This window comes from Flavobacteriales bacterium (genome assembly GCA_016712535.1).
Classification (GTDB): domain Bacteria; phylum Bacteroidota; class Bacteroidia; order Flavobacteriales_F; family PHOS-HE28; genus PHOS-HE28.
In genome coordinates, this window is record JADJQW010000004.1 from 487,931 (window position 1) to 510,645 (window position 22,715).

A 22,715-nucleotide genomic window follows, 5' to 3' on the forward strand; every position below is an offset into this window, starting at 1 on the left:
CGCCCCGAGCAAGCGGATCGAAGACCAAGACTTTTAGAACCCCGGTCGACGCCAGGCACGCCGAGCGCCACCAAGGGGAGAACCAATCACCCAAACCCCTTCGCCCAAGGCGGGAGCCCCACGCGAAGGCCAATACCCAAAGAGAAGCATGTATGTAGTCAAGCGCGACGGACGCCGGGAGGCCGTGAAATTCGACAAGATCACCGCCCGCGTGAAGAAGCTCTGCTATGAGCTCGACCCCATCGTGGATGCCACCCAGGTCACCCTGAAAGTGATCGACGGCATCTTCGACGGCGTTACCACCACGCAGCTCGATAACCTCACCGCTGAGGTGGCCGCCACCATGACGGTGAAGCACCCGGACTATGCGCAGCTCGCCAGCCGCATCGCCGTGAGCAACCTGCACAAGAACACCAAGAAGTCCTTCAGCGAGACCATGAAGGACCTCTACACCTACCTCGATCCGAAGACCGGCGCACGGGCCGCCCTCCTCGCCGACGATGTGCACGAGATCATCCAGAAGAACGCCGAGGTGCTCGATAGCGCCATCATCTACGACCGCGACTTCAACTACGACTACTTCGGCTTCAAGACCCTCGAGCGCAGCTACCTCCTGCGCCTGCACGGGCAAGTGGTGGAGCGCCCGCAGCACATGCTCATGCGCGTGGCCATCGGCATCCACAAGAGCGACATCGAGAGCGCCATCCGCACCTACAACGACCTGAGCGAAGGCTGGTACACCCACGCCACGCCCACGCTCTTCAACGCCGGCTCGCCCAAGCCGCAGATGAGCAGCTGCTTCCTGTTGCAGTTGAAGGACGACAGCATCAGCGGCATCTACGACACCCTGAAGCAGTGCGCGCAGATCAGCCAGAGCGCCGGCGGCATCGGCCTCAGCGTGCACAACCTCCGCGCGAAGGGCTCCTACATCAAGGGCACCAACGGCACCAGCAACGGCATCGTGCCCATGCTGCGCGTCTTCAACGACACCGCCCGCTACGTGGACCAGGGCGGCGGCAAGCGCAAAGGCAGCTTCGCCATCTACCTGGAGCCCTGGCACGCCGACGTGTTCGACTTCCTCGAGCTGAAGAAGAACCACGGCAAGGAAGAGATGCGCGCGCGCGACCTCTTCTACGCCATGTGGATTCCCGACCTCTTCATGAAGCGCGTGGAGCAGAACGGCGATTGGACCCTGATGTGCCCCAACGAATGCCCCGGCCTCTGCGACACCCACAGCGCGGAGTTCGAGGCGCTCTACGAGAAGTACGAGCAGGAAGGCAAGGGCCGCCAGACCATCAAGGCGCAGGACCTCTGGTTCAAGATCCTCGAGAGCCAGATCGAGACCGGCACGCCCTACATCCTCTTCAAGGACGCCGCCAACAGCAAGAGCAACCAGCAGAACCTCGGCACCATCAAGAGCAGCAACCTCTGCACGGAGATCATCGAGTACACCAGCCCCGATGAGGTGGCCGTGTGCAACCTCGGCTCCATCGCGCTGCCCAAGTTCGTGGAGAAGGGCAAGTTCGATCACGACAAGCTCTTCGAGGTCACCTACCAGCTCACCAAGAACCTCAACCGCGTCATCGACGAGAACTACTACCCGATCCCCGAGGCGCGCCGCAGCAACATGCGCCACCGCCCCATCGGCATCGGCGTGCAGGGCCTCGCGGATGCCTTCATCCTCATGCGCTATCCCTTCGATAGCGTCGAGGCCAAGGTGCTGAACCGCGAGGTCTTCGAGACCATCTACTACGCCGCCCTCACCGCCAGCAAGGACCTGGCGAAGGAGCACGGCCCCTACGAGACCTACGAGGGCAGCCCCGTGAGCAAGGGCATCCTGCAGCCCGACATGTGGAAGGTGAAGCCCAGCGACCGGTGGGAGTGGGACGCGCTGCGCGAAGAGGTGAAGGAGCATGGCGTGCGCAACAGCCTGCTGCTGGCCCCCATGCCCACCGCCAGCACCGCGCAGATCCTCGGCAACAACGAGTGCTTCGAGCCCTACACCAGCAACATCTACACGCGCCGCGTGCTCAGCGGCGAATTCGTGGTGGTGAACAAGTACCTGCTGCGCGATTTGGTGAAGCTGAACCTCTGGGGCGAGGAGCTCAAGAACAAGATCATCGCCGCCAACGGCAGCGTGGCCAACATCCCGGAGATCCCCGAGAACCTCAAGCAGCTCTACAAGACCGCCTGGGAGATCAGCCAGAAGGTCATCATCGATATGGCCGCCGACCGCGGCGCCTACATCTGCCAGAGCCAGAGCCTCAACATCTTCATGGAGAACGCCAACTTCGGCAAGCTCACCAGCATGCACTTCTACAGCTGGAAGGCGGGCCTGAAGACCGGCATGTACTACCTGCGCACCAAGGCCGCCACCGACGCCATCAAGTTCACGGTGGACAAGAGCAAGCTGGCGCAGCCCGCAGCCGCCGAAGCCAAAGTGGGCAACGGCATAGCCGTGGGCAGCACCGTGATGCTCGATCCCGTGATGAACGGCCCCACCGTGACCCGCGTGGTGAATGGCGTGGAGATGAGCGAGGAGGAATACGAAGCCGCCAAGAACGCCTGCTCACTCGATAACCCGGAGGGGTGCGAGATGTGCAGTGGGTAGGAGCGCCTGACCACACCAACAGAGAAGAGCGGCTCACGGGCCGCTCTTCATGCACCATGACCAAAGCGCTTCCGATCGCACAGGCGTTCCTGAATGGGGCAAAGGCCTACAGACGTGCGCTGGAGGTCACCAGATCAAGCTCAGAAGCACTGGGCATGGATGCCCCCATCATGTTCCTTGGGTGCCATGCGATCGAGCTTGGGTTAAAGGCATTTCTCAGGGGAAGGGGCATGAAGGTGCCGCGCTCGCATGATCTGTCCAAACTGCTGAACGCGTGCGTTCACGCTGGTATGCCAGTTTCATTCGAATCAAAGCAATGCATCGATGTTGCAGCGGATGAGGTCGCAGCCCACGGTTTTCGGTACTTCGCCTTCGCGAACTCCGGGAGGCCAACCGTGGAGTACCTCGCCGAAACAGCGGACGAAATCCTGGCCACGGTGGCGAAGGAATCGGCAAGTTGGCAAACTACTGGCTTGAATAAGGCCGTTATGAAGTTGCGAGTCGGTAGAGCTGTTCCCAAGACCCCCTGAGCCCCGCTCCCGCGAATCTCTTCCCGCTGGTTCGGATCTGTGATCCGGACCATGTACCGTAAGCGCACGAGCTTATCGCTAGTTTGGTCAAATGTCCGCGCGCGCGCCCAGGGGGTTACACGAGCAACTGCGCATGGAAGTGGATATCCCACGACCGCGTTGCAAGGCCTGGCCGGTTCTGGTCGCGGTATGCCTTCTTCACCAATTGCCCTGTTCAGCACAAGAGCGGACATTGTCCTTCACCAGTAGGAACGACTCACTGAAGGAATGGAGCTGTCCACTGCCCGTTGAAGTCACCATTCAGACGAAGGACAAGAAGAAGATCCAATGCGCGATCATAGGTGCCGATGGCTCCGGATTCATCGCACTGGAGTTCATCAGCGACACTGCCTTAGAGCGTTCTATCGAATGGAGAAAGGCCTATGCTGAATGGTGGCACAATCGGAACGTGATCGAGAGCGACCGATCGCTCCCGGATGAGGAACAGCGCAAGCTGATACTTCAAAAAGCCATCGGAGTGATCTATCGCGATACGATCCGACCAGAGCTCGTCGAGATCAAGAAGATCACCTTCCATTACAGTCCCGCATCCCGGTTGGAGAAGACCGCGGCCCTGGGGACGTATATAGGCGCCGGGTGTGTATTTATGGTGGGCATGTTCGAACTCTTGACCGCCAACGATCCTGAGATCGAAGACCATATGGAGGCACCCTACCCGGCCATGCTCCTTGCTGGTGGCCTTGCTGGTCTGACGGCTTCAGGTAGTTGGGTGTTCCACACCAACCACAAGGTCATACGACCTAGTGCGTGGCAGCTTCGAGGACAGTGATCAGGGCCGCCTAGACCCGCGCAGGGTGTCCTCCCCACCTCCGCTGGGTCTGTCAGTGCACTTAACGCACGATCCTGCGGCCCGCAGCCGTGATCGCCAGCCCCGCCCGTGATCGTCATCCCGGAACGGGGGCGTTGCGCTAGCAACGGGGCCCCGCGTATCCGGGGTCTCACCAATGCCCACGGGTGCATCGCATTGGTGAGTCCCCGGATGGCCGGGACAAGCGATCTGCGATCGCCCGGCCTCCGGGGTGACGTTGTTGCGAGCTTGTGCTGATCGACCAACGATCGCGACCTTCACCAGCATGAAAGGCGGTTGGGTGTACCTCATGACCAATAAGCACAACACCACGCTGTACACCGGCGTCACCAGCAACATCATGAAGCGCGTCCTACAGCACAAGAAGGGCGTGTTCCCCGAATCATTCACCGACCAGTTCCTCTGCCACAAGCTGGTGTGGTTCGAGTTCGTGCCCACCATCGAAGGCGCCATCGCGCAAGAGAAGCGCATGAAACGCTGGCGGCGCGCCTGGAAGGAAGAGCTCATCGCCAAGGCCAACCCCGAATGGAAGGACCTGAGCGAGGACTGGTACCACGCGAAGGATTTCGAGTGAACCGCCTACCTAACCGAAGCCTGCCGCTCAGCGAACGTCGTGCTCCACGATGAATCGCTCGCGGATCACTGCTCCGCCTTCCGCACGGAGCTGGAGCACATAGACCCCGCTGGCGACCTCGCGCACATCGATGCGGTCCTCTGCGGCCATGCGCTGCTGAAGGACCGCCCGGCCTTCCGCATCGAAGCAGGTGGCCTGCCAGTTGCCCGCCGCAGGAGCGCGCACGTGGAGCACCTCGCTCACCGGGTTGGGCCATAGCTGCATGCCGGTGCTCGCCTGCTCACCGATGCCCACCGTCGAGGGTGTGATGCAGTAAGCCTGCAACGAGCCGAAAGGACTTCGCCGGCTGAAGAGCATGGTCTGCTCCGTGCCGCAGCCGGGGTGCATGAAGTGGGGCGTCGTGGCGAAGGCCATCGCCACGAAGCAATAGGTACTGTCCGGGTGCCAGGCCTGGCCCGTGATGGCGCTCACCGCGGACGAGAACTCCATCACAGCGCCATCGTCCTCAAAGCTCCATTCACCGGATGTGCAGCTGTCACCGTCCAGGATGAAGTTGTTCCAGGCGGAGAGCACCCCGTCGGCGACATCCGTCCATGCGATGGCCTGCGCGCGCTCCAGGTCCTGCACCACGAACATGAGGCTGTCGTTCGCATCGTCGGGGGTGAGCTCGTAGATCGCATACCCCTGGAAACGCCAGAAGGGATCGGGCGTGGGGTCCACCGGCGTGAAGGCTTCGGCATACATGCCGTTCTCGTTGTTCGAGCCTGCCGGATTCGTCAGCGTGAAGGACAGCACCGTGCCATCGAAGGCGATCGACATCTCCGGAGCGTCGGGCCCCACAACGGTCTGTGCGGCGCATGCAGTGCCGGAAAGGAGCAGAAGCAGGGCAGGGGCTTGTTGCATGGGCAGCTTATCGGTGCGGTTCAAAATTGATCGCTGCCCGCCATGCCATGCCCACCAGCGCTTGCGCCACCACCGCCGTTCCTCGTCTCCGCGCTGTACACGTCTCAGGATCCAACTGCTTGCAGGTTGGTTGGCATCGCAGGCATCCGGACACGGCACGTACCGACACGGCTCCGAAAAGGGTGTCCGGTCCTGCCAAACCGAGCATCAAATCCGCTCGCACCAGGTCAGCGCTTCATTCGTTCCCATGGATCATTACTTTTCCGTCATGAAGCACTGGACACTTCCTTTCTTATGCCTGGCGTTCGCGGCGCCATCGCCCGCCGCAGCGCAGCAAGCGGCATCGGCTGCCCCGTTGCCCAGTCGCGAATGGCGCATGGCGAGCCTGAATCTCGGGACCGGCGTGGAAACGGACCGCTTCGAGACGATGTCGTTGCAGCAATTGATGGCCTTCGCGAGAACCAGCCAGGAGCTCCAGCGCGATCTGAGCCTATTCGAGGAGCGCGTGAGCACGACCACCAGCGGGTTGGGGCTCTTCGTTCTGGCCGGCTTCAGCCGACCGAAGACGATGCCGGCGAGCACGGGCACCACCAGCGAAGTGCAGGTGGGCGTCAGCCTTCACACGCCGCGCGAAGCGATGGTGACCTACCGGAACAAGGGAATGGACACGTCCATCGTCTACTGCAACCTGCAAACGGAGCTCAGTTTGGAAACGGCCTACCTGCTTCGCGGCGAGTGGAGCCGATACGTGCATTGGCACCTCGGCCTTGGTGCGAACGGCGGGCTCACCATGGGCAACAGGATGGTGCTGATCGAAGGCCGCTACTTGTCGGATGGGGAGCATCCCTCGCAGCAGAAGGCGGAGGAGATGAACAAGCACACCTACGGCGCCAAGCAGGTGTACTACACGCGGGTCTTCGTACCAACCGGCATCAAATTCCGCATCGGGCCGCGCTGGCAGCTGGGCATGGACTACCGGCTAGGCGTTGGTTGGCAGTTCGTTCCCGGGCATGCGACGAACCGCATCGAGCTTGCCGGGGCGGGCATCATCGGCGCGAGGTATTCCTTCAAGTAGGGTTGTTGCAGTGCGGCCCTAGGCGCTCGTGCCGAACGGTTCCAGCTCGGGCTGCAGCTGCCCGAAGGTCCTGATCGCTTGGCCTGCGCTCACTGCCGCACCACCGCCTTGTTCACCACTGATCCATCATCGAGGATGAGGCGCGCGGTGTAGGCTCCGAAAGGAAGCTCGCCGAGGTCCACTTGCGTGATGCCCGATGCGATCGAGGCAAGCACGATCCGGCCTTGCGCATCGATCACCTCCACGGTGCGCACGGGTGATCCGCTCGTGCGGATGTGGACGACCTCATCCGAAGGGATGGGGAAGAGCGTGAGCGATTCTGCGTTGACGCGCTCGATGGCCGTTGCGAGCGGGTCGTAGAGCACGGCGGTTCCGGGGATCGTGCTGTGCCCGCTCGCAGGCCCGGTGTTCCCCGGCTGCACGGTGCCGTAGTACGTGGGGCCGAGCACGTAGGGGTAGGCCGGCTGGTACTGCGCGTTGAGGGTGACGAAGTAGGCATAGATGCCATCGGGGTATTCCGGCGTCACGCAGAAGCGGCCGTTGTGCACATCGAGGTCGCCGCTGCCCGCGACGTATTCGTAATCCTCGAGGAAGGCGCCCAAGGGGTATTGGCCGCCGATGGCCGGACCGTATTGATTGGCGTTGAGCACCGTGCCGTTTGGCAGCGTCGTGCGGTCGGTGATGGGGCGCAGCTGGTAGCTGCTGCGGATGCGCGCGATTCCGCCGCTGCCATCGGAATTCGCGAAGCCGTGCGAGCCATAGATGGGGAAGCCGTCGAAGGCGTAGCCGATGAGATCGCCATGCGCCTCGTCATCGAGATGGTCATAGAGGCAGTTGGGGCTCACGTGGTGGTGGTACTCGCCGTTCGGCGCGGGGTGGCCCAGGCACACATCGAAGCTGATGCCCTCGAACACCAGCGCATCGCGGTTCCAGATGCCCTGGTTGTTGTAGCTCATGCCGTCCTTGGCGTTGAAGATGCTCACGCCATTGCGCCACACGCCGATATGGCCCAGCGGCGTGTTCACCAAGGTGCCGGTGTTCTGAACCGGGTTGCGCGTGACCTTGAAGCAGAAGTCCTGGTTGGCGGGCAGGTTAGGGTTGGCGGTCCACGGGCCGATGTCGTAGCCCGGGATGCACGTGCAGGTCACATAGACATCATTCGCCGTGTAGTGGACCGATTGCACATTGGAGGCGATCCCCGCGTAGCCCGTCTCGTTGCCGGGATTGAGGATCCAACTGGTAACCGTGGGGCCTTGGGCGAAGACGGATAATGAAGCGAGCAGGGTAATCGGGAGGGCGATCAGTCTCATGGTGGGGCAAGTTCGGCCTATGACAGCCACGCCAAGCCAAGGTTCAACCCGCGGTTCGCATACATGGTGCGCGTCCTATCCCTTCACCAAGAGGAATTGAGGCAGCCACCGATCATCCGCAGCCCGTGGCAGCATCCACTAGCCCCGATCCACGACCATCATGCCCGAGCATCACATGCCGGAGGGGCGCATGCGCCTCAATGCAGGCCTACAAGGCCAATGCGCAGTTCACCGCGGCCGATGCGTTGATGTTGCCGTAGCCCTTGCTGCTGCTGGGAGAGCCAGCGAACTGCGCGGTGCTGGTGAGGCATTGGAGCACCTGCGCGCGCGTTGCGCTCGGCTTCGCGCTCCATACCAACGCGGCGATGCCTGCTGCCGTGCTGGTAGCGCTGCTGCTTCCTCCGATGTAGGTGGGTGTGGTGCCGCTGGGCGGAAGGCTGAGCGAATTGCGGCTGCTGCTCGCGTTGCGCTCCATGCAGATGGTGAGATCGACCTGGCTGCCGTCGTGGCAGCTGGAGCATTTCGCCCCGCTCTCCTTCACCCCGGTCACGGCCACGCATTTGGTCAGCGCCGCGGGGTAGATCACGCCCCACCAGCTGGTCCAGCTGAAGCTGGTGCCCGCTGCGGCCATGATCATCTTGCCTTTGCCGTAAGCGTAGTTCACGCCATCGCTCAGCACGCCGCTGCTGAAGGGCGATCCGATGCTCATGCTGATCACGCGCACCGAGGTGTTGTCGCCCATCTGGACCAGGGCGTTCTTCACCGCTGTCTTCTCGCTGCTGAGGTCGAGCACCACATCCTCGCACCCGCGCAGGAAGACGAGGTTGCTGCGGTAGGCCACGCCGGTTGCGGCGCCATTCGCGTTCCGAGGGCCCACGGCCTGGCCGCTCATGCTGGTGCCGTGCGTGCAGCTGCTGAAGGCCGAGCCGCCGAAGGTGTAGCCCGCGCTCATGGTACGGCCCACGTTGCTGTCCCCATTATTGAAATCGCTGCCGATCAAGGGCTGCGATGAACTGATCCCGGCGTCGATCACGCCCACGGTGATGCCAGCGCCCGTTGCGCTGTTCCAGGCGGCAGGCACCGAATGGTTGTTGAAGTTCCAGGGCAGCCTGGCATTCGGGGTGATCGTGGTGACGTCCGCTGCATTGAGCGCGGTGGTGGATCCGCTGCACCCGCTCGTGCTGCGCCCGTCCTCTTGGCCAGCTGCAGGCCAGTAATCCAAGGGCTCGAGGTAGCGCACGTTGCGCAGGTTGTGCAGCATGGTGATCACGTGCTTATCCGTGATGCGCAAGGTGATGACCGGCAGCACGGGATCGTCTTCCACGAGGATGTCATCGAGGGTGATGCGCCCAGTGGTGCGTCCGCTGTTCAGCTCGGTGAGCACCCGATCGATGAGCGCATCATGGACGGCCCGCCAATGGGTGCTCTGGATGTTGATGTCATGCAGGGCATCCTCAACGCCGCTCGCGCCGGCAGGCTGATAGCCGATGGCCAGGCTGTGGTCGTTGTATTGCACGGCGCTCCATAAAGTGCGCATGTCGACCCATTCCCATCGGAAGTCGTTGCGGGCCTCGAGCAGGCTGATCACGGTCCGGTCCAGGTCGGCTTGCGTGAGCGGTTCGCCGTCGGGCACGGCCTGTGGATCGGATCGCTCTTGCAGCACGGGGCCTTGCTCCGCGCCGGCTGTTTCATTCAGTTCTTCGCGGCGGCAGGCGATCAAGGAGCTTGCGATCAGCAAAAGGGCGAGGGTGCGGCGCATGGGTTGGGATTGAAGTGTGCGACGAAAGCTATCCCGCCGGATCGACTCGGCCAAACCTCGGCGATGCACCTGGGATGCTGAACATCGGGTTTCTTGCCGGACCCGTGCATGAGCAACCGCAGCGCCGCGGCCTCGTCACCAAGGCAGGAAGGATAGATTTGGATCCTCATGCGCTCGATCACCTGTAGAATCGGAATGGCTGCGGCCCGTTCGGCCGTGGTGATGGCCTTGGCCTCCGCCGCCCCCGCCGCTGCGCAGACCTTCCCGTTCACCAGCGGGCCCATCCCGATGTGCGACACCAGCACCTTCACCGCCAACGTGAGCGGCATTGGCTGGTTGATCACCCCGAACGGCTGGAACTGGGGTCCGTACGTCGATAATGTGGTGCTGAACATCACCACCAACCATCCGCAAACGCTGCAGATCACGCTCACCTCACCGTCGGGCACCACCTTGCTGCTCTCGGCTTTCAATGGCGCGGGCGGCGTGAATTACACCAATACGACCTTCCCCTATTGGGGCGGCAACAACATCTCCACGGCATCGGCCCCCTTCACGGGTTTCTACAACCCGCAGGTGGGCACCTTGGATGTCTTCTCCGGCGAGAATGCCGATGGGGTCTGGACGATCACCGTCATCGATACCGCCTGTGCCGGCGGTGGAACGGATCCCAGTGGCGGCCCATGGAATCCAGGCTGGTTCACTGGTGGCAATGGCACAGGGGCCTTCTCATTCGGTTTCAGCAGCCCGCCGCCGCCATGCATCATCGATATGGGTTGGCCATCCGCTGCGATCTGCCAGGGCGAGACCGTGGATGTGCTCGGTTATTTCGAGGGCAATTGGTGGTGGGATCCGAGCTCAACGGTGAGCGTGTACATTGATTGGGGAGGCCAGACCGTGCCCGACCCATATGCCGTGGGTGCTTCTGGCACTTACTACATCGAAGTCCTCGACTTGTGGAACGGCTGCACCTATTACGGCTACTACAATGTGAGTGTGGGGACAACGATCACCCTTGGCCCGGACCAGTTCGTGGCGGAGTGCAGTGCTGCGGGCCCCTTGGATCTGACGACTTACTTCAACACGGCCGGCGCCACTGGTCAGGCATGGACACTGGATGGCGTGGCAATACCCGCGGCAACCGCGGCAGCGGCAACGGCGCCGGGCCTTTATGAATTGACCGCCTCGAATGCCGGCTGCAGCGATGTGGCGCAGATCACCTTGTCCTTCAATAGCGATCCGGTGCTGGGTCCTGATCAAGCGGTGACCATCTGCCAGGGAAGCAGCGCCGATATCGCATCGCTCTTCGATACGGGTGGCCTTTCGGCCGATTGGACACTTGACGGCTCTCCCATACCGCCACCGGATGCCGCGACGCAAGCCGGCGTGTATGCCGTCAGCGTCACCACCGCCGATGGCTGCACCGATGCTGCTGAGGCGATCCTGGATGTTCAACCGCCACCAGCACTTGGCGCCGATCAAGCGGTTGGCCTGTGCAGCGGAACCACCACCGACCTCACTTCGCTTTTTGTCACCACCGGATTGAGCGCAGCGTGGACCATCAACGGCGTGCCGGTCGGCGATCCCAGTGCGGTGAACGCCGGGGGCGACTATCTGCTTGTGGCCGTCGATGCGAATGGCTGCTCGGATACGGCAATGGCAACCGTGTCGCTCTGGCCCGGCCCGGCCCTTGGCGCCGATGAATCGGCATCCACCTGTTCCGGCGGATCCATAGATCTCACCTCATTCTTCAGCACCTCTGGGCTTGCTGCGGCGTGGACCTCGGGCGGTGCAGCGGTGCCCGACCCCACCGCCGTGACGGCCGCCGGCGCCTACACCCTCACCGTCACCGATGCGAATGGATGCACCGATGCCGCGAACGTCGTGGTCTCGATCGCTGCGAACCCTGTGCTTGGTCCTGATCAGCAAGTGACCGCATGCGATAACGAGGCTGTTGACCTCACGCAGCTTTATGCCACCGGTGCCAGCACGCCGGTTTGGACATTGAACGGCGCCGCTGTCGCGGATCCCGCGGATGTGACGGTTGCGGGGAGCTACCAGATCACCTTGACCAATCCTGCCGGATGCTCGTCAACGGCCTTGGTCACGGTGCAATTCAATGCTTCGCCGTCGCTCGGCGCCGATGTGCAGGTCGGCATCTGCGACGGCACCACGCATGATCTCACCTCGGAATACAATACGACGGGCCTCACCACGGAATGGTGGATGGATGGGGCACCGTTCGGCGATCCCGCTGCAGCCGATGCGAGCGGTGGGTATCAGCTGGTCGTGAGCAACGGATTCGGATGCACAGACACCGCCATGATCGCTTTGATGGTTCATGACAACCCTGATCTCGGCCCCGATCAGTCCTTTGAGCTCTGCCCTTGGCACACGGTTGACCTGAGCACGGCGTTCCCGGTACAGGGCATGACCGCGAGCTACATGCTCGACAGCTTTGAAGTGGCCGATCCAACCGCGGTAACAGACAGCGGCTCCTATGTGGTGCGCGTCACCGATGCGAACGGTTGCTCCGATGAGGCCATGGCGAACGTCCAACCCATCGATTGCCTCTGTGAGGCCGGCTTCGAGGCGGAGGCGCGTTGCATCCAGGAGCCTGCGCGATTCACGCTGCTCGCGGATAGCACCATCCTCTCGGCGCAATGGTCTTTCGGCGGTGCGGCGGATGCCACTGCTCAGATCGACCCGCAGGTGATGTTCAGCGCGGAGGGAGAGGTGGACGTGATATTGATCGTGGCATTGAGCTGCGGCGTGGATACCCTTCAGCGCACCATCACCATGGACGACTGCGCCGATTCATGCAGCGTATGGATCCCGAGCGCCTTCACGCCTGATTTCGATGACCGGAACGATTGGTGGACCGTGGTGGGCGAATGCGAGCCGGAGGAGTTCCTGATCATGGTGTTCGATCGCTGGGGCGAACTCATCTTCCGCTCCGAGGACCCCGAAGAGAGATGGGACGGCACCTACGCGGGCGTGGCCTCGCAGGACGGCGTGTACGTGTACCGTGCGTACTACAAGCTGCCTTATCAGGGCCGCAAGTCGGAGATCGGGCACGTTACGCTGCTGCGGTGAGCACGGGTCACGGGTCGATCATGCCCAAAAGGCTCATCACGTGGCTTCCCGCTCCGGTTAGGCGCTGGCGTCGCCGCTTCTAGCGCGGAGCGCCCGCCGCTTCCTTCACCAGGATCAGGAACACCGGGAAGTGGTCGCTGTAGCCTGCCTGGTAATTGTCGCCCACATAGGTGCGGAAGGGGTAGCCGGCGAAGTTGCCTTCGGTCTGGCGCAGGTACGGCTCGTTGAAGATGCGCACGCCGTAATAGCGATAGCGCCCGCCGGCCCCGGTGACCAGCGCCGGAGAGATGCACGCCTGATCGAACAGATTCCATGAGTCGCGCCAAGCGAGGGTGCCGATGCCCTTCGAGAAGGGCTCCTGCATGGGATTGAAGAAAGTGCCGTTCACGGCCTTGGCCTTGTCGCCGCTCACGCGCAGGAATCGCTGAACGCTCGCGTTGGTGGGATCGTCGTTCAGGTCGCCCATGTACACGATGCGCGCATCGGCATTGATCGCCAAGAGGGAATCGATGATGCGCCGGCCGAGCTCGGCGGCCAGCTTGCGCTTGGGTGCGCTGCGCTTCTCGCCGCCACGACGGCTGGGCCAGTGCGACACGATCACATGCGTGGTGTCGCCATCGAGCACGCCGCTCACCAGCAATTGATCGCGCGTGCGGAAGCTGGTGTCGTCAGCAGCCGTGAGGCGGTAGCTCTTGTGCGCGAACACCTTGTAGAGCGCGGGATTGAAGATCAGGGCCACATCCACGCCACGGCGGTCGGGGCCATCCACATGCACCACCTGATAGTTGCGCGCCTTCAGTGCCTCACGCTTCACCAGGTCCTCTACCACGGTCCTGTTCTCCACTTCGGCCAGGCCAAGGATGGCCAACCCTTGCGGATGCAGTTCCTTGCCCATGCTCGCGATCACGCCAGCCACGCGGTCGAGCTTGCTCGTGTACCGCGCGCTGTTCCAATCCTTGGCGCTGCCGGGCAGGAACTCGGCATCGTCCACGCCAGGGGCATCAACCGTGTCGTAGATGTTCTCCACGTTGTAGAAGCCCACGAGGGCGGCCTGGTATTCTTTCCGGTCCTGGCTGCTGGCGGCCAAGGGACATGAGAAGGCGAGGAGGAGTGCGAAGCGCTGGGTCATGATTGCGGCGGCGAAGCTAGGCGTCACGGCAAACGAAGATCGTGCCGCGTGCTGGTGGTCCTTGATGCGTGAAGCCGGTGCGGCCCCGGTGCTCATTCCGGGAACAGCAAGGGATGCCGCTCGTTGTAGAGGCGCAAGAACCGGAAGAGCGCCTCATCGCTGTTGCGCGCCTTCTTGGGCAAGGCATCGAACTCCGCGAGCAGCACCGGATCCTGCTCGAGCGCCTGCCGCATGCCCGCAGCCGTGAATGGCAGCGCGCGGCCTGTTTCCATATCAATGACCTGCTGCACGACCACTGTTCGGTTCACCGTGCCCGGCCCGTACATCCAGGGGTCCCAGTCGCGGTAGCTCTGCTCATATACCATGTGCGCCAGGCTGCCCATCTGCCCGATCCGGTAGAAGCCGTTCCCGGCCGCCACGTACACCACGCCGCGCTGGCTGAAGCCCCAGATGCGGTTCATGCGCAGGGTTTCCACCGAGCCGCTGTCCGTGCGGTACCGCAAGCGGCTGAGCACACCGCGCAGGTCATTGACAGCAAGGCCCTGATCGTCGGTGATGCGCTCCAAGGGAACAGAAGGCGCATTGAGCCGGAACGCGCGCGAATCGAAGTACACGCCCTCGCGCATCGCCATGCCCGCCTGATACGGGACCCAGATGGTGTCTTGCTGCGCAGCGGCATGGAAGGACAGGAGGCCGCCGGATATTGCGAGAAGAAGGAACTGGAATAGGAACGCGCGAATGGCCGTATGCATGGGATTGGCCGCTCTCCGGTCACCAAGATCGTGCTGCAGGATCATCATGCCGTCCTGTTTCGCCGACCTAGACCGACCTCTTCATTCTTCATTTTGCATTTTGCATCCTTCATTCACTTCTCCGCTCACCCCGCCACTTCCCTGATCCATGCCACTACCTCATCCGGGGCTTGGGCATGCACCCAGTGCCCGGCGAAGGGCACCGTCTCCACCCGGCTGTTCACGAATTGCTCTTTGATGGCAGGGATGTCCTCGCGCAGGATGTAGTCGCTCTGGCCTCCACGTACGAAGAGCGTGGGCACGCGCACGGTCTCTGGGCCGATGGCCGCCAGGATCTTGTCCAGGTCGCGGTTCAAGCCTTCCACATTCACGCGCCAGGCCAATTGCCCCTCATCCTTCCAATAGAGGTTCTTCAGCAGGAACTGCACCACGCCAGGCTCTTTCACGCGTTGTGCGATGTGCGCCTCAACGTCTTTTCGCGTGCGACCGGGGCTGAGGTCGGCCGTGCGCAGGGCTTCGATGATGTGCGCGTGGTTGTTGCCATGCTCCTTCGGGCTGATGTCGATCACCACCAGGTGCTTGAGCAGCTCTGGCCAACGTTGCGCGAAGAGCATGGCTGCTTTGCCGCCCATGCTGTGGCCCACGAGCACGATGTCCTTCAACCCGAGCCCGATGACCAGCGCATGCACATCGGCGGCCATGGCAGGATACGAAGTCCCTTCCGTGTGCGGCGACCGGCCATGATCGCGCAGGTCAACGAGCAGCACGTCGAGCGGCGCTGCACCGCTGGAGGGCTCGCTCAGCTCTTTCCCGATGCTGCCCCAATTGTCGCTGGTGCCGAAGAGGCCGTGCAGGATCACCACGGGGGTGGCTCCGGGCGCTCCGAGCCGCCTGAAATGCAGGCCGACAGTGCTCATCGCAGTTCGCGCAGGTAGAGTTGCACCGTGTTCTCCATGCCGAAGGTGAGCGCATCGCAGATCAGCGCGTGGCCGATGGAGACCTCCTGTACGCCGGGCACCTGCTGCACGAACCAAGCGAGGTTCTGCAAGCTGAGGTCATGGCCCGCATTCACGCCAAGCCCGAATTCCTGTGCCTTCAATGCGGCCTCGGTGAACGATGCAACAGCGGCCGAGGGGTCTTGGGCGTATTGAGCCGCGTACGGTTCCGTGTACAATTCGATCCGGTCCGCTCCGGTTCCGGCGGCGTGCGCGATCTGCTCCAGGTCCGTCTCCATGAAGATGGATGTGCGGATGCCTTCGGCCTTCATCCGCGCGATCACCTCGCGCAGCAGTGGTTTCTGGCCGCGCGCGTCCCATCCCGCATTGCTGGTGAGCACGCCCGGAGGATCAGGAACAAGCGTCACTTGGTCGGGCCGGCACGCAAGCACCAGCGCGATGAAGCCGTCGCTCGGATAGCCCTCGATGTTGTACTCGGTGGTCACCAGCGGCCTGAGCGCGACGGCATCGGCACGGCGGATGTGCCGCTCGTCGGGCCGAGGATGCACGGTGATCCCTTGTGCGCCGAATCGCTGGATATCGACCGCCCAGCGCAGCACATCGGGATTGTCGCCGCCCCGCGCATTGCGCAAGGTGGCCAGCTTGTTGATGTTCACGCTCAGTCGCGTCACCTTGCTGCCTTTACTTTGGTCCGCCCGCTGACGGGTGCGCAAAAGTAGAGGCCCATCCCCCCGCTCTCCGAGAACATGCACGCCATCGACCTCATCACCGCGGACATCCCTCCGCTCCGTCCTCAGGACGATGTGAGCCGCGCCATGGATTGGATGGAGGAGTTCAAGGTGGGTCATCTGCCCGTGGTGGAGGGCCGGCGGCTCGTGGGCATCGTGAAGGACCAGGAACTGGTGGACCGCAACGATTCGCGCGCCACGGTATCGAGCGTGATGGACAGCGTGGAGATCCCCTTCGCGCGCGGCGGGCAGCACATCTACGAGGTGATGAAGCTGTTCAGCGAGCGCGGCCTCACCGTAGTGCCCGTGCTCGATGACATGGGCGTGTACCAGGGCGCCATCACCGAGCACGAAGCGCTCAAGCGGCTCGCGCAGGTCACCAACATCCATGAGCCGGGGAGCATCGTCGTGCTCGAGATGAACCAACAGGACTACAGCCTCTTCGAGATCGCCCGCTTGGTGGAATCGAATGACAGCAAGGTGCTGAGCGTGCATACCCGCACGCTGCCCGATTCCACCCGTGTGGAGGTCACGCTGAAGATCAACCGCGAGGACATCAGCGATGTGCTGCGGAGCTTCGAGCGGTACGAGTACTTCGTGAAGAGCACCTACCAGGGCAGCAAGCTCCACGAGGACCTGCGCGGACGCTTCGATGAGCTGATGAGGTACATCAATCTCTGAAGGTTGAGGGTTGATGGTTGGCGCCGGTTGAGGGTTGCCTGCTTCCACGAGCCGTTTCCGGGATCCATGGGCAGAGAGTCCAACCCGCCCAGCCGGCATCGGGTTCAGCCTGCGAGCCCCGGCCATCCAGAGCGGGACACCCCATCTTCGCTGCCATGTCGCGCGCACTGAGCCTGGCCTGTGCCATCTGCTTCACGGCAGGTGCTGCCTTGGGGCAGGCCGCGCCGCCGGAACGGGTCATTGTTCTCGGCATCGCGATCAACGGGAACAAGGACACCAAGGACCGGATCATACTCCGCGAGATGCTGGTGCAGGAAAGCGATACGCTGGAGGCCACGGTCCTGACCGATCGCATGGAGCGCAGCCGGCAGAACCTCATGAACACGGGCCTCTTCAATACGGTCACCGTGCTGCCGGTGTACCTCGATCTCCAGCATGCCATGGTGGAGGTGACGGTGCATGAGCGATGGACCATCTGGCCCTCGCCGATCTTCCAGCTCGCCGACCCCAACTTCAACACCTGGTGGCGCACCTTCGAGCGGGACCCCGATCGCGTGAACTATGGAGCCTACCTCTACAAGTACAACTTCCGCGGGCGGAATGAGACGGTGTACATCAAGGCACAGTTCGGCTATACGCGGCAGTTCGGCTTGCGGTACAAAGTCCCGGGCGTTGATCGCAAGGGGCGTTTCGGCTTGAGCATCGGCGGGAACTATACCGAGCAGGCCGAGGTCACCGCTGGCACCAGAGGCAATCGCCGTGTGCTGCTGCGGCGCAGCGACGGGCCCAACCGCAATGAGCAGAAGGCCGATCTGGAATTGAGCCTGCGGCGCAACCACGATGTGCGCCATTTCGTGCGCGCGGCCTTCATACAGGCCAGCGTGGCCGATACCGTGATCGCCACGGCCTCCGACTACTTCAACGGCGATGCCTCATCGGCGCGCTACCTATCGCTCGGCTATGGCTTCACGTGGGACCGAAGGGACCTGCGCATCTATCCGCGCGCCGGCCACTACGCCGAAGCACGCATCGACCGCCTCGGGTTGGGCCTGCTCAGCGAGAACCCGCCCGACATCACCACCGCCTACGCCACGGTGAAGAAGTGGTGGAAGCTCAGCGATCCCATCACCCTCGCGCTCGGCGTGCGCGGCAAGCACACCTGGGGCACGCCACCGTACTACGCGCAGGAGGGACTCGGCTATGGGCACTTCGTGCGCGGATACGAGTACTACGTGATCGATGGCGAGCACTTCACCTTGGGCAAGGCCAACGCCGTGTTCCAGCTCGTCAGGCCGCGCAACCAGCGTGCGGAGTTCATGCCTGCAGAAGCCTTCCGCTCGCTCTACTTCGCCGTTTACCTGAACGTGTTCGCCGATGCGGGCCGCGTATGGGACAGCCGCTACGCCGATGCCAACTTCCTCGCTGGCCAGTGGATGAGCGGCTACGGCATCGGACTCGACCTGGTGACCAGCTACGACCAGGTGGTACGCACCGAATACACGCTCAACGCGCTGGGCGAGCACGGCTTCTTCCTACATTTCTCGCAGCCCTTCTGAACGATGCGCGCAGCAGTACACGGACGCGACATGGAGCGCGGCATGGCACCGGTGCTGGCCGAGGCCTTGGGACGCATGCACCGCGCGGGCATCACTCCCGTGCTCACGCGATCGCTGGCCGAATGGCTCTCTGCCTGCGACATGCCCGTGACAGATGCCTTGCTCACCGAGGCCGATCCGGCGCGGCAGGACATCGACATCTGCATCAGCCTCGGAGGCGATGGCACCTTGCTCGATACGGTGGCGCAGCTCGGCCGAGCCGGGATTCCCGTGATCGGCATCAACCTCGGTCGCCTCGGGTTCTTGAGCAACGTACGGCACGAGGACATGGACGCCGCGCTCGCTGCGCTGAAGCTGGGGCGTTACGCGCTGCAGGACCGCACGCTCTTGCAGGTGGTCGGTCATGGGGAACTGCTCGGCACGAGTGATTTCGCCCTCAACGAGGTCAGCATCCATAAGCGCGACACCAGCAGCATGATCAGCGTGCGCGTATTCCTTGGCGACGACTATCTGAACACGTACTGGAGCGATGGCCTCATCATCGCCACGCCCACGGGCAGCACGGCCTACTCGCTCAGTTGCGGCGGGCCCATCCTGTACCCCACGAGTGATGCGCTGGTGATCAACCCCATCTCGCCGCACAACCTCAACGTGCGGCCGTTCGTGGTGCCCGACCACTATACGGTCCGCCTGGAGCTGGAGGCGCGCGGCGATCGCTGCCTGCTGAACCTCGATGCGCGCGGCCATACCATCGATGGTCGCGCTACCGTCACCATCCGCCGCGCGCCCTTCACGGTGAAGATGGCGCAGCTCGATGGCCACGATTTCCTGCGCACCCTGCGCGCGAAGCTCAACTGGGGGCTCGATCTGCGCAGCGGTGGCGCCTGATCAGCCTTCCTTGAACCACCCGGCATACATGCCGTAGTTGCGCGCGATGCGCTCGATCTCATTCTGCGAGAGATCAGCGCTGACCGGACCGATTCGCTTGGCGGGCACGCCGGCCATGAGGCTGCCGGGCTCCACAACGGTTCCCTGCGTCACCACGGCGCCGGCGGCGATCACGCTGCCGCTGCCGATCACCGCCAGATCCATGACGATGGCGCCCATGCCGATGAGCACCTTGTCGTGCACCGTGCAGCCGTGGACGATGGCGTTATGTCCGATGCTCACATCGTTGCCGATGCTGAGGCCGCACTTCTCATAGGTGCAGTGAAGCACGGCGCCATCCTGGATGTTCACGCGGTGGCCGATCCGGATGCTGTTCACATCGCCGCGCACCACGGCGTTGTACCACACGCTGCATCCATCGCCCATCACGGTGTCGCCGATCACCACAGCGGTCTCGGCCAGGAAGCAGTCGTTCCCCAATTGCGGCGTGAAGTCGCGTACGGTCCGGATTAAAGGCATGGTTGCGGGGTGCAGATTGATAGGAGGAGTTCGGTTGGGGGTTGAAGCCGCGTGGCGCAACCTACAACCCTCGGCCCGCTCAAGCTCCAGCCTCTACATCAGGGCAACTTTCCGCATCCTTCCTTCTGGCAGCAGGCCGGCAGCTTCGCGAAGGCCTTCTCGTCGCCCGGCACGCCATCGGCAGCGTACCCGAGCTTGATCAGCGCTCCGCGCAGCTTCTCTGGCGTGTTCTTCTTCGCGTCATACTCGACATGCACGGTGCTCGTGGTGAGGTCCACGTTCACCTTCTTCACGCCCTTCTCGTAGATCAGTTCCTTCTCGATGGTCTCTTTGCACATGTCGCAGACCGTGCTGCTCTTGATGTCGAGCTCAGCGGATTTCTTTTGGGCACTTGCGTTCCCGGCGAGCAGCAGGGCGAGCGCGATGAACAGGGTTCTCATGGTTGCTTGTTGCTTCGTTTGATGGAGTAGCGAAGTCCGCCGTAGAGCATGGCTTTGTTCGTGGGGCCCCAGATCAGGCTGGCGTCAAAGTACGGGCCATAGGGGTCGTCCGCCGCGATCACTTGCTGCTGTTGCAGGGTGCTGGTGAGGTTCTCGCCGCCGAGGTAGATCTCGAGCGCTCCGGCGGAATAAGTGAGCTGCGCGTGCAAGGTGGCGAAGGCGGGCGATCGCTCCGGGAGGCGCAGCCCTTCGCTGGGGTTCGGACGCGTGTCCGGCAAGCGGCCCTCTCCGAAGAGGTTCATGGTGATGTCGAATCGCCAATGCTCGTCGGGACTGGTGAACGCCAGGTCGATGAGGCCGCGGTGGCTGGGCGTGAAGGGGCGTTCGAGCGGACGGCCATCATAGGTGGAGCGCACCTCGTACCAGCGATGGCTCAGCTTCAGCTGGAAGGAGCGGGAGAGGTCAACCTGCACGTCGGTGAGCACGCTGTTGGCGTACGATGGCCCGTCGAGCATATAGAGCGCGAGGGTGAGCGGGTCGCGGTCCATGTCGGCGATCACCTGCTGCGTGAACCGCGTGTGATAGGCATCGATGCCGATGGCCCATTTGCGGTCGAGCCATTTGAACTTGCGCAGCGCGCTGGCGCCGAAGTTCCACGCGCGCTCCATGCCGAGCGTTCCTTCGAAGGCGATGTAGCGCGAACTCGCCATCACGGCGGCGTTCTCCACCAGCGGGTTGGCGGTGCGGAAGCCGTGTCCGATGCTGGCGCGCAGCACGGTGAGCGGGTTCACGTCGTGCTTCAGGTGAAGCCGCGGGCTCAGCACGTTGCCGAATCGGTCATTCACGTCGAAGCGCAAGCCGGTCACCAGGGTGAGGCGCTCACGTTTCAGGGTGTGCTCCGCGAAGGCGCCCGGCATGCGCTCGGTGCGGCCAAGGTCGAGGTATTGGAGCGTGTCGGCGGGCGCATCATGGCGCAGGCTCGTGAAGCGCTCCTCGTAATCGTCGTACTGGAAGCTCAGGCCGGCCTTGATCTGGTCGTTTCCGTCGCGCAGCAATTGCTGGTACACGGCGCTGGCGTAAGCGCTGCGCTGCTCGCCAGCGTAGCTCCGCAGCCCGTAGGTCGAATTCGATCCGTGCCAGCGCCCGTTCGCGATCAATCCGATGCTCTTGCGCGCATCGCCCTTGAACACCCAGCCGTGCTTCGCAAGGCCGTCGAGCATGCGGTTGAGCACGTCGATGCGGTACAGGCCCATGCCGTGATGCGCGTGCCCGTTGTCAGCAGCATGCATCGCATCCTGCCCACCGACGCGTTCGTCATGCACGGCGCGCACGGTGAATTGCCCGCTCTTGCGCTCGCCGAGGTGCATCCACCGGTTCATGACGTTCACGCGTTTGGTTCGCGGCATGTCGAGCAACCCATCGCCGTTCTGGTCCATGGCCCGATCGAACCAGTTGCCATGCACGAGCAGGAGGTTGGCGCTGTTGGCACCGGTGCGCTGCGCGGCATGCACGTTCGCTTCCATGCGCCCCTGGCTGTTGCCATAGAGGTTCACGAAGAGCGGCGGCTCATCCAGCGGATTGAGCAGGCAGAGATCGACCTGCCCTGTCATCGCATTCGGTCCGTTCACCGCGGTGCCCGCGCCCTTGCTCAGGTTGATCTCCTTGATCCAGGTGCCGGGGATCAAGGTGAGGCCGCTGCTGGTGCTGAGCCCGCGCACGAAGGGGATGTTCTCCAGGCTGATCTGCGCGTACCTGCCATCGAGGCCCAGCATGCGGATGGTCTTCGTGCCGCTGATCGCATCGGCGTAGCTCACATCCACCGTGGCGTTGGTCTCGAAGCTCTCGCTGAGGTCGCAGCAAGCGGCGCGTTTCAGCTCTTTCTGGCCGATCTGCTCGGTCGCGTTGATGCTGCGCGTGCTGAGCTGCGTGCCTTGCGCGCGCTCCACCACTTCAACAGGACCAATGGCTGCTGCCCAGCGCAGCTTCAAGATGATGGCTGTCGCTGGTGCTTGCATCAGCTTGAGCGTATCCGGCTTGTATCCGACGAAGGAGGCGACCAGGCTCGCCGGCCATTGCGCGGGCGCACTGATGGTGAAGGCCCCGTTCATATCGGCTGAGGTGCCCTTCGTCGTGCCTAGCCAGTGCACGTTGGCCCCAGGCAGGACCTCGCCGGAATCTTCGGCCTTCACCGTACCGGTTATGGTTTGTGCGTGCGTTCCAGCAGAGAACTGCAGGAGCTGCAGCAGCAGAAGCAGGAGCAAAGGAGGAGTCCGATGGAAGGGCATACGTGTTCTTGAGCGTTGAACGAAGCGTGACCGGGCCGCGAGGGCCAACAAGCCG

The 22,715-nt window shown here is 63.0% G+C and carries 19 protein-coding genes; 9 read left to right on the forward strand and 10 right to left on the reverse strand.

Annotation, left to right across the window (positions count from 1 at the left end):
• The first annotated feature begins 148 nt into the window (after window positions 1-148).
• The 4 genes from IPK70_16575 to IPK70_16590 all read left to right on the forward strand — a co-directional run bounded on the left by IPK70_16575 (window position 149) and on the right by IPK70_16590 (window position 4,583).
• On the forward strand, window positions 149-2,611 hold the full coding sequence (locus IPK70_16575) for a ribonucleoside-diphosphate reductase subunit alpha (GenBank protein MBK8228778.1): 2,463 nt from the start codon (window positions 149-151) through the stop codon (window positions 2,609-2,611).
• 56 nt (window positions 2,612-2,667) lie between these two features.
• Entirely contained in the window at window positions 2,668-3,141 is a 474-nt protein-coding gene (locus IPK70_16580) for a HEPN domain-containing protein (protein MBK8228779.1), read from the forward strand.
• 205 nt (window positions 3,142-3,346) lie between these two features.
• Window positions 3,347-3,970, forward strand: a complete 624-nt coding sequence (locus IPK70_16585; protein ID MBK8228780.1) for a hypothetical protein — start codon at window positions 3,347-3,349, stop codon at window positions 3,968-3,970.
• A 304-nt stretch (window positions 3,971-4,274) separates the two neighbouring features.
• On the forward strand, window positions 4,275-4,583 hold the full coding sequence (locus tag IPK70_16590) for a GIY-YIG nuclease family protein (GenBank protein ID MBK8228781.1): 309 nt from the start codon (window positions 4,275-4,277) through the stop codon (window positions 4,581-4,583).
• Between the two features lie 27 nt (window positions 4,584-4,610).
• On the opposite strand, the gene IPK70_16595 is transcribed toward IPK70_16590, so the two are convergent.
• A complete protein-coding gene (locus tag IPK70_16595) occupies window positions 4,611-5,486 on the reverse strand; it encodes a T9SS type A sorting domain-containing protein (protein ID MBK8228782.1) in 876 nt (291 codons plus the stop codon).
• 268 nt (window positions 5,487-5,754) lie between these two features.
• Here IPK70_16595 and IPK70_16600 point away from each other — a divergent pair, with 268 nt between their 5' ends.
• Window positions 5,755-6,561: a hypothetical protein gene (locus IPK70_16600; GenBank protein MBK8228783.1), complete on the forward strand. Its 807-nt coding sequence runs from the start codon at window positions 5,755-5,757 to the stop codon at window positions 6,559-6,561.
• A gap of 89 nt (window positions 6,562-6,650) precedes the next feature.
• Here the strand turns inward: IPK70_16600 and IPK70_16605 are convergent, their stop codons facing one another.
• Window positions 6,651-7,871, reverse strand: coding sequence for a YHYH protein (locus IPK70_16605; protein MBK8228784.1), 1,221 nt, complete (start codon window positions 7,869-7,871; stop codon window positions 6,651-6,653).
• Window positions 7,872-8,079: 208 nt separating this feature from the next.
• Window positions 8,080-9,630, reverse strand: a complete 1,551-nt coding sequence (locus IPK70_16610; protein MBK8228785.1) for a S8 family serine peptidase — start codon at window positions 9,628-9,630, stop codon at window positions 8,080-8,082.
• Between the two features lie 195 nt (window positions 9,631-9,825).
• On the opposite strand from IPK70_16610, the gene IPK70_16615 reads away from it, so the two are divergent.
• Window positions 9,826-12,726 carry a gliding motility-associated C-terminal domain-containing protein gene (locus IPK70_16615; protein MBK8228786.1) on the forward strand — a complete coding sequence of 967 codons (2,901 nt, stop codon included), beginning with the start codon at window positions 9,826-9,828 and terminating at the stop codon, window positions 12,724-12,726.
• A 79-nt stretch (window positions 12,727-12,805) separates the two neighbouring features.
• Here IPK70_16615 and IPK70_16620 read toward each other — a convergent pair whose 3' ends face one another.
• The 4 genes from IPK70_16620 to IPK70_16635 all read right to left on the reverse strand — a co-directional run bounded on the left by IPK70_16620 (window position 12,806) and on the right by IPK70_16635 (window position 16,234).
• Complete coding sequence (locus tag IPK70_16620; protein MBK8228787.1) at window positions 12,806-13,855, reverse strand: endonuclease/exonuclease/phosphatase family protein; 1,050 nt, start codon at window positions 13,853-13,855, stop codon at window positions 12,806-12,808.
• A gap of 92 nt (window positions 13,856-13,947) precedes the next feature.
• Window positions 13,948-14,655, reverse strand: coding sequence for a hypothetical protein (locus IPK70_16625; protein MBK8228788.1), 708 nt, complete (start codon window positions 14,653-14,655; stop codon window positions 13,948-13,950).
• 77 nt (window positions 14,656-14,732) lie between these two features.
• The gene (locus IPK70_16630; protein ID MBK8228789.1) at window positions 14,733-15,524 is read right to left on the reverse strand and encodes an alpha/beta fold hydrolase; all 792 of its coding nucleotides are present in this window, start codon (window positions 15,522-15,524) and stop codon (window positions 14,733-14,735) included.
• Window positions 15,521-16,234 (reverse strand): pyridoxine 5'-phosphate synthase, encoded by a 714-nt coding sequence (locus IPK70_16635; GenBank protein MBK8228790.1) that lies wholly within the window; start codon window positions 16,232-16,234, stop codon window positions 15,521-15,523. The genes IPK70_16630 and IPK70_16635 overlap by 4 nt, the downstream gene beginning before the upstream one ends.
• 75 nt (window positions 16,235-16,309) lie before the next feature.
• Between IPK70_16635 and IPK70_16640 the strand changes: the two genes are divergently transcribed.
• From IPK70_16640 to IPK70_16650, 3 genes are all read left to right on the forward strand, one after another.
• The gene (locus tag IPK70_16640) at window positions 16,310-16,972 is read left to right on the forward strand and encodes a CBS domain-containing protein (GenBank protein MBK8228791.1); all 663 of its coding nucleotides are present in this window, start codon (window positions 16,310-16,312) and stop codon (window positions 16,970-16,972) included.
• A gap of 155 nt (window positions 16,973-17,127) precedes the next feature.
• Window positions 17,128-18,528: a BamA/TamA family outer membrane protein gene (locus IPK70_16645; protein MBK8228792.1), complete on the forward strand. Its 1,401-nt coding sequence runs from the start codon at window positions 17,128-17,130 to the stop codon at window positions 18,526-18,528.
• 3 nt (window positions 18,529-18,531) lie between these two features.
• Window positions 18,532-19,416 (forward strand): NAD kinase, encoded by an 885-nt coding sequence (locus IPK70_16650; protein ID MBK8228793.1) that lies wholly within the window; start codon window positions 18,532-18,534, stop codon window positions 19,414-19,416.
• Here the strand turns inward: IPK70_16650 and IPK70_16655 are convergent, their stop codons facing one another.
• The 3 genes from IPK70_16655 to IPK70_16665 all read right to left on the reverse strand — a co-directional run bounded on the left by IPK70_16655 (window position 19,417) and on the right by IPK70_16665 (window position 22,636).
• A complete protein-coding gene (locus IPK70_16655; protein MBK8228794.1) occupies window positions 19,417-19,935 on the reverse strand; it encodes a gamma carbonic anhydrase family protein in 519 nt (172 codons plus the stop codon).
• Between the two features lie 98 nt (window positions 19,936-20,033).
• Window positions 20,034-20,375, reverse strand: a complete 342-nt coding sequence (locus tag IPK70_16660; GenBank protein ID MBK8228795.1) for a heavy-metal-associated domain-containing protein — start codon at window positions 20,373-20,375, stop codon at window positions 20,034-20,036.
• Complete coding sequence (locus tag IPK70_16665) at window positions 20,372-22,636, reverse strand: TonB-dependent receptor (protein MBK8228796.1); 2,265 nt, start codon at window positions 22,634-22,636, stop codon at window positions 20,372-20,374. Before IPK70_16665 ends, IPK70_16660 begins: the two co-directional genes overlap by 4 nt.
• Window positions 22,637-22,715: the final 79 nt, after the last annotated feature.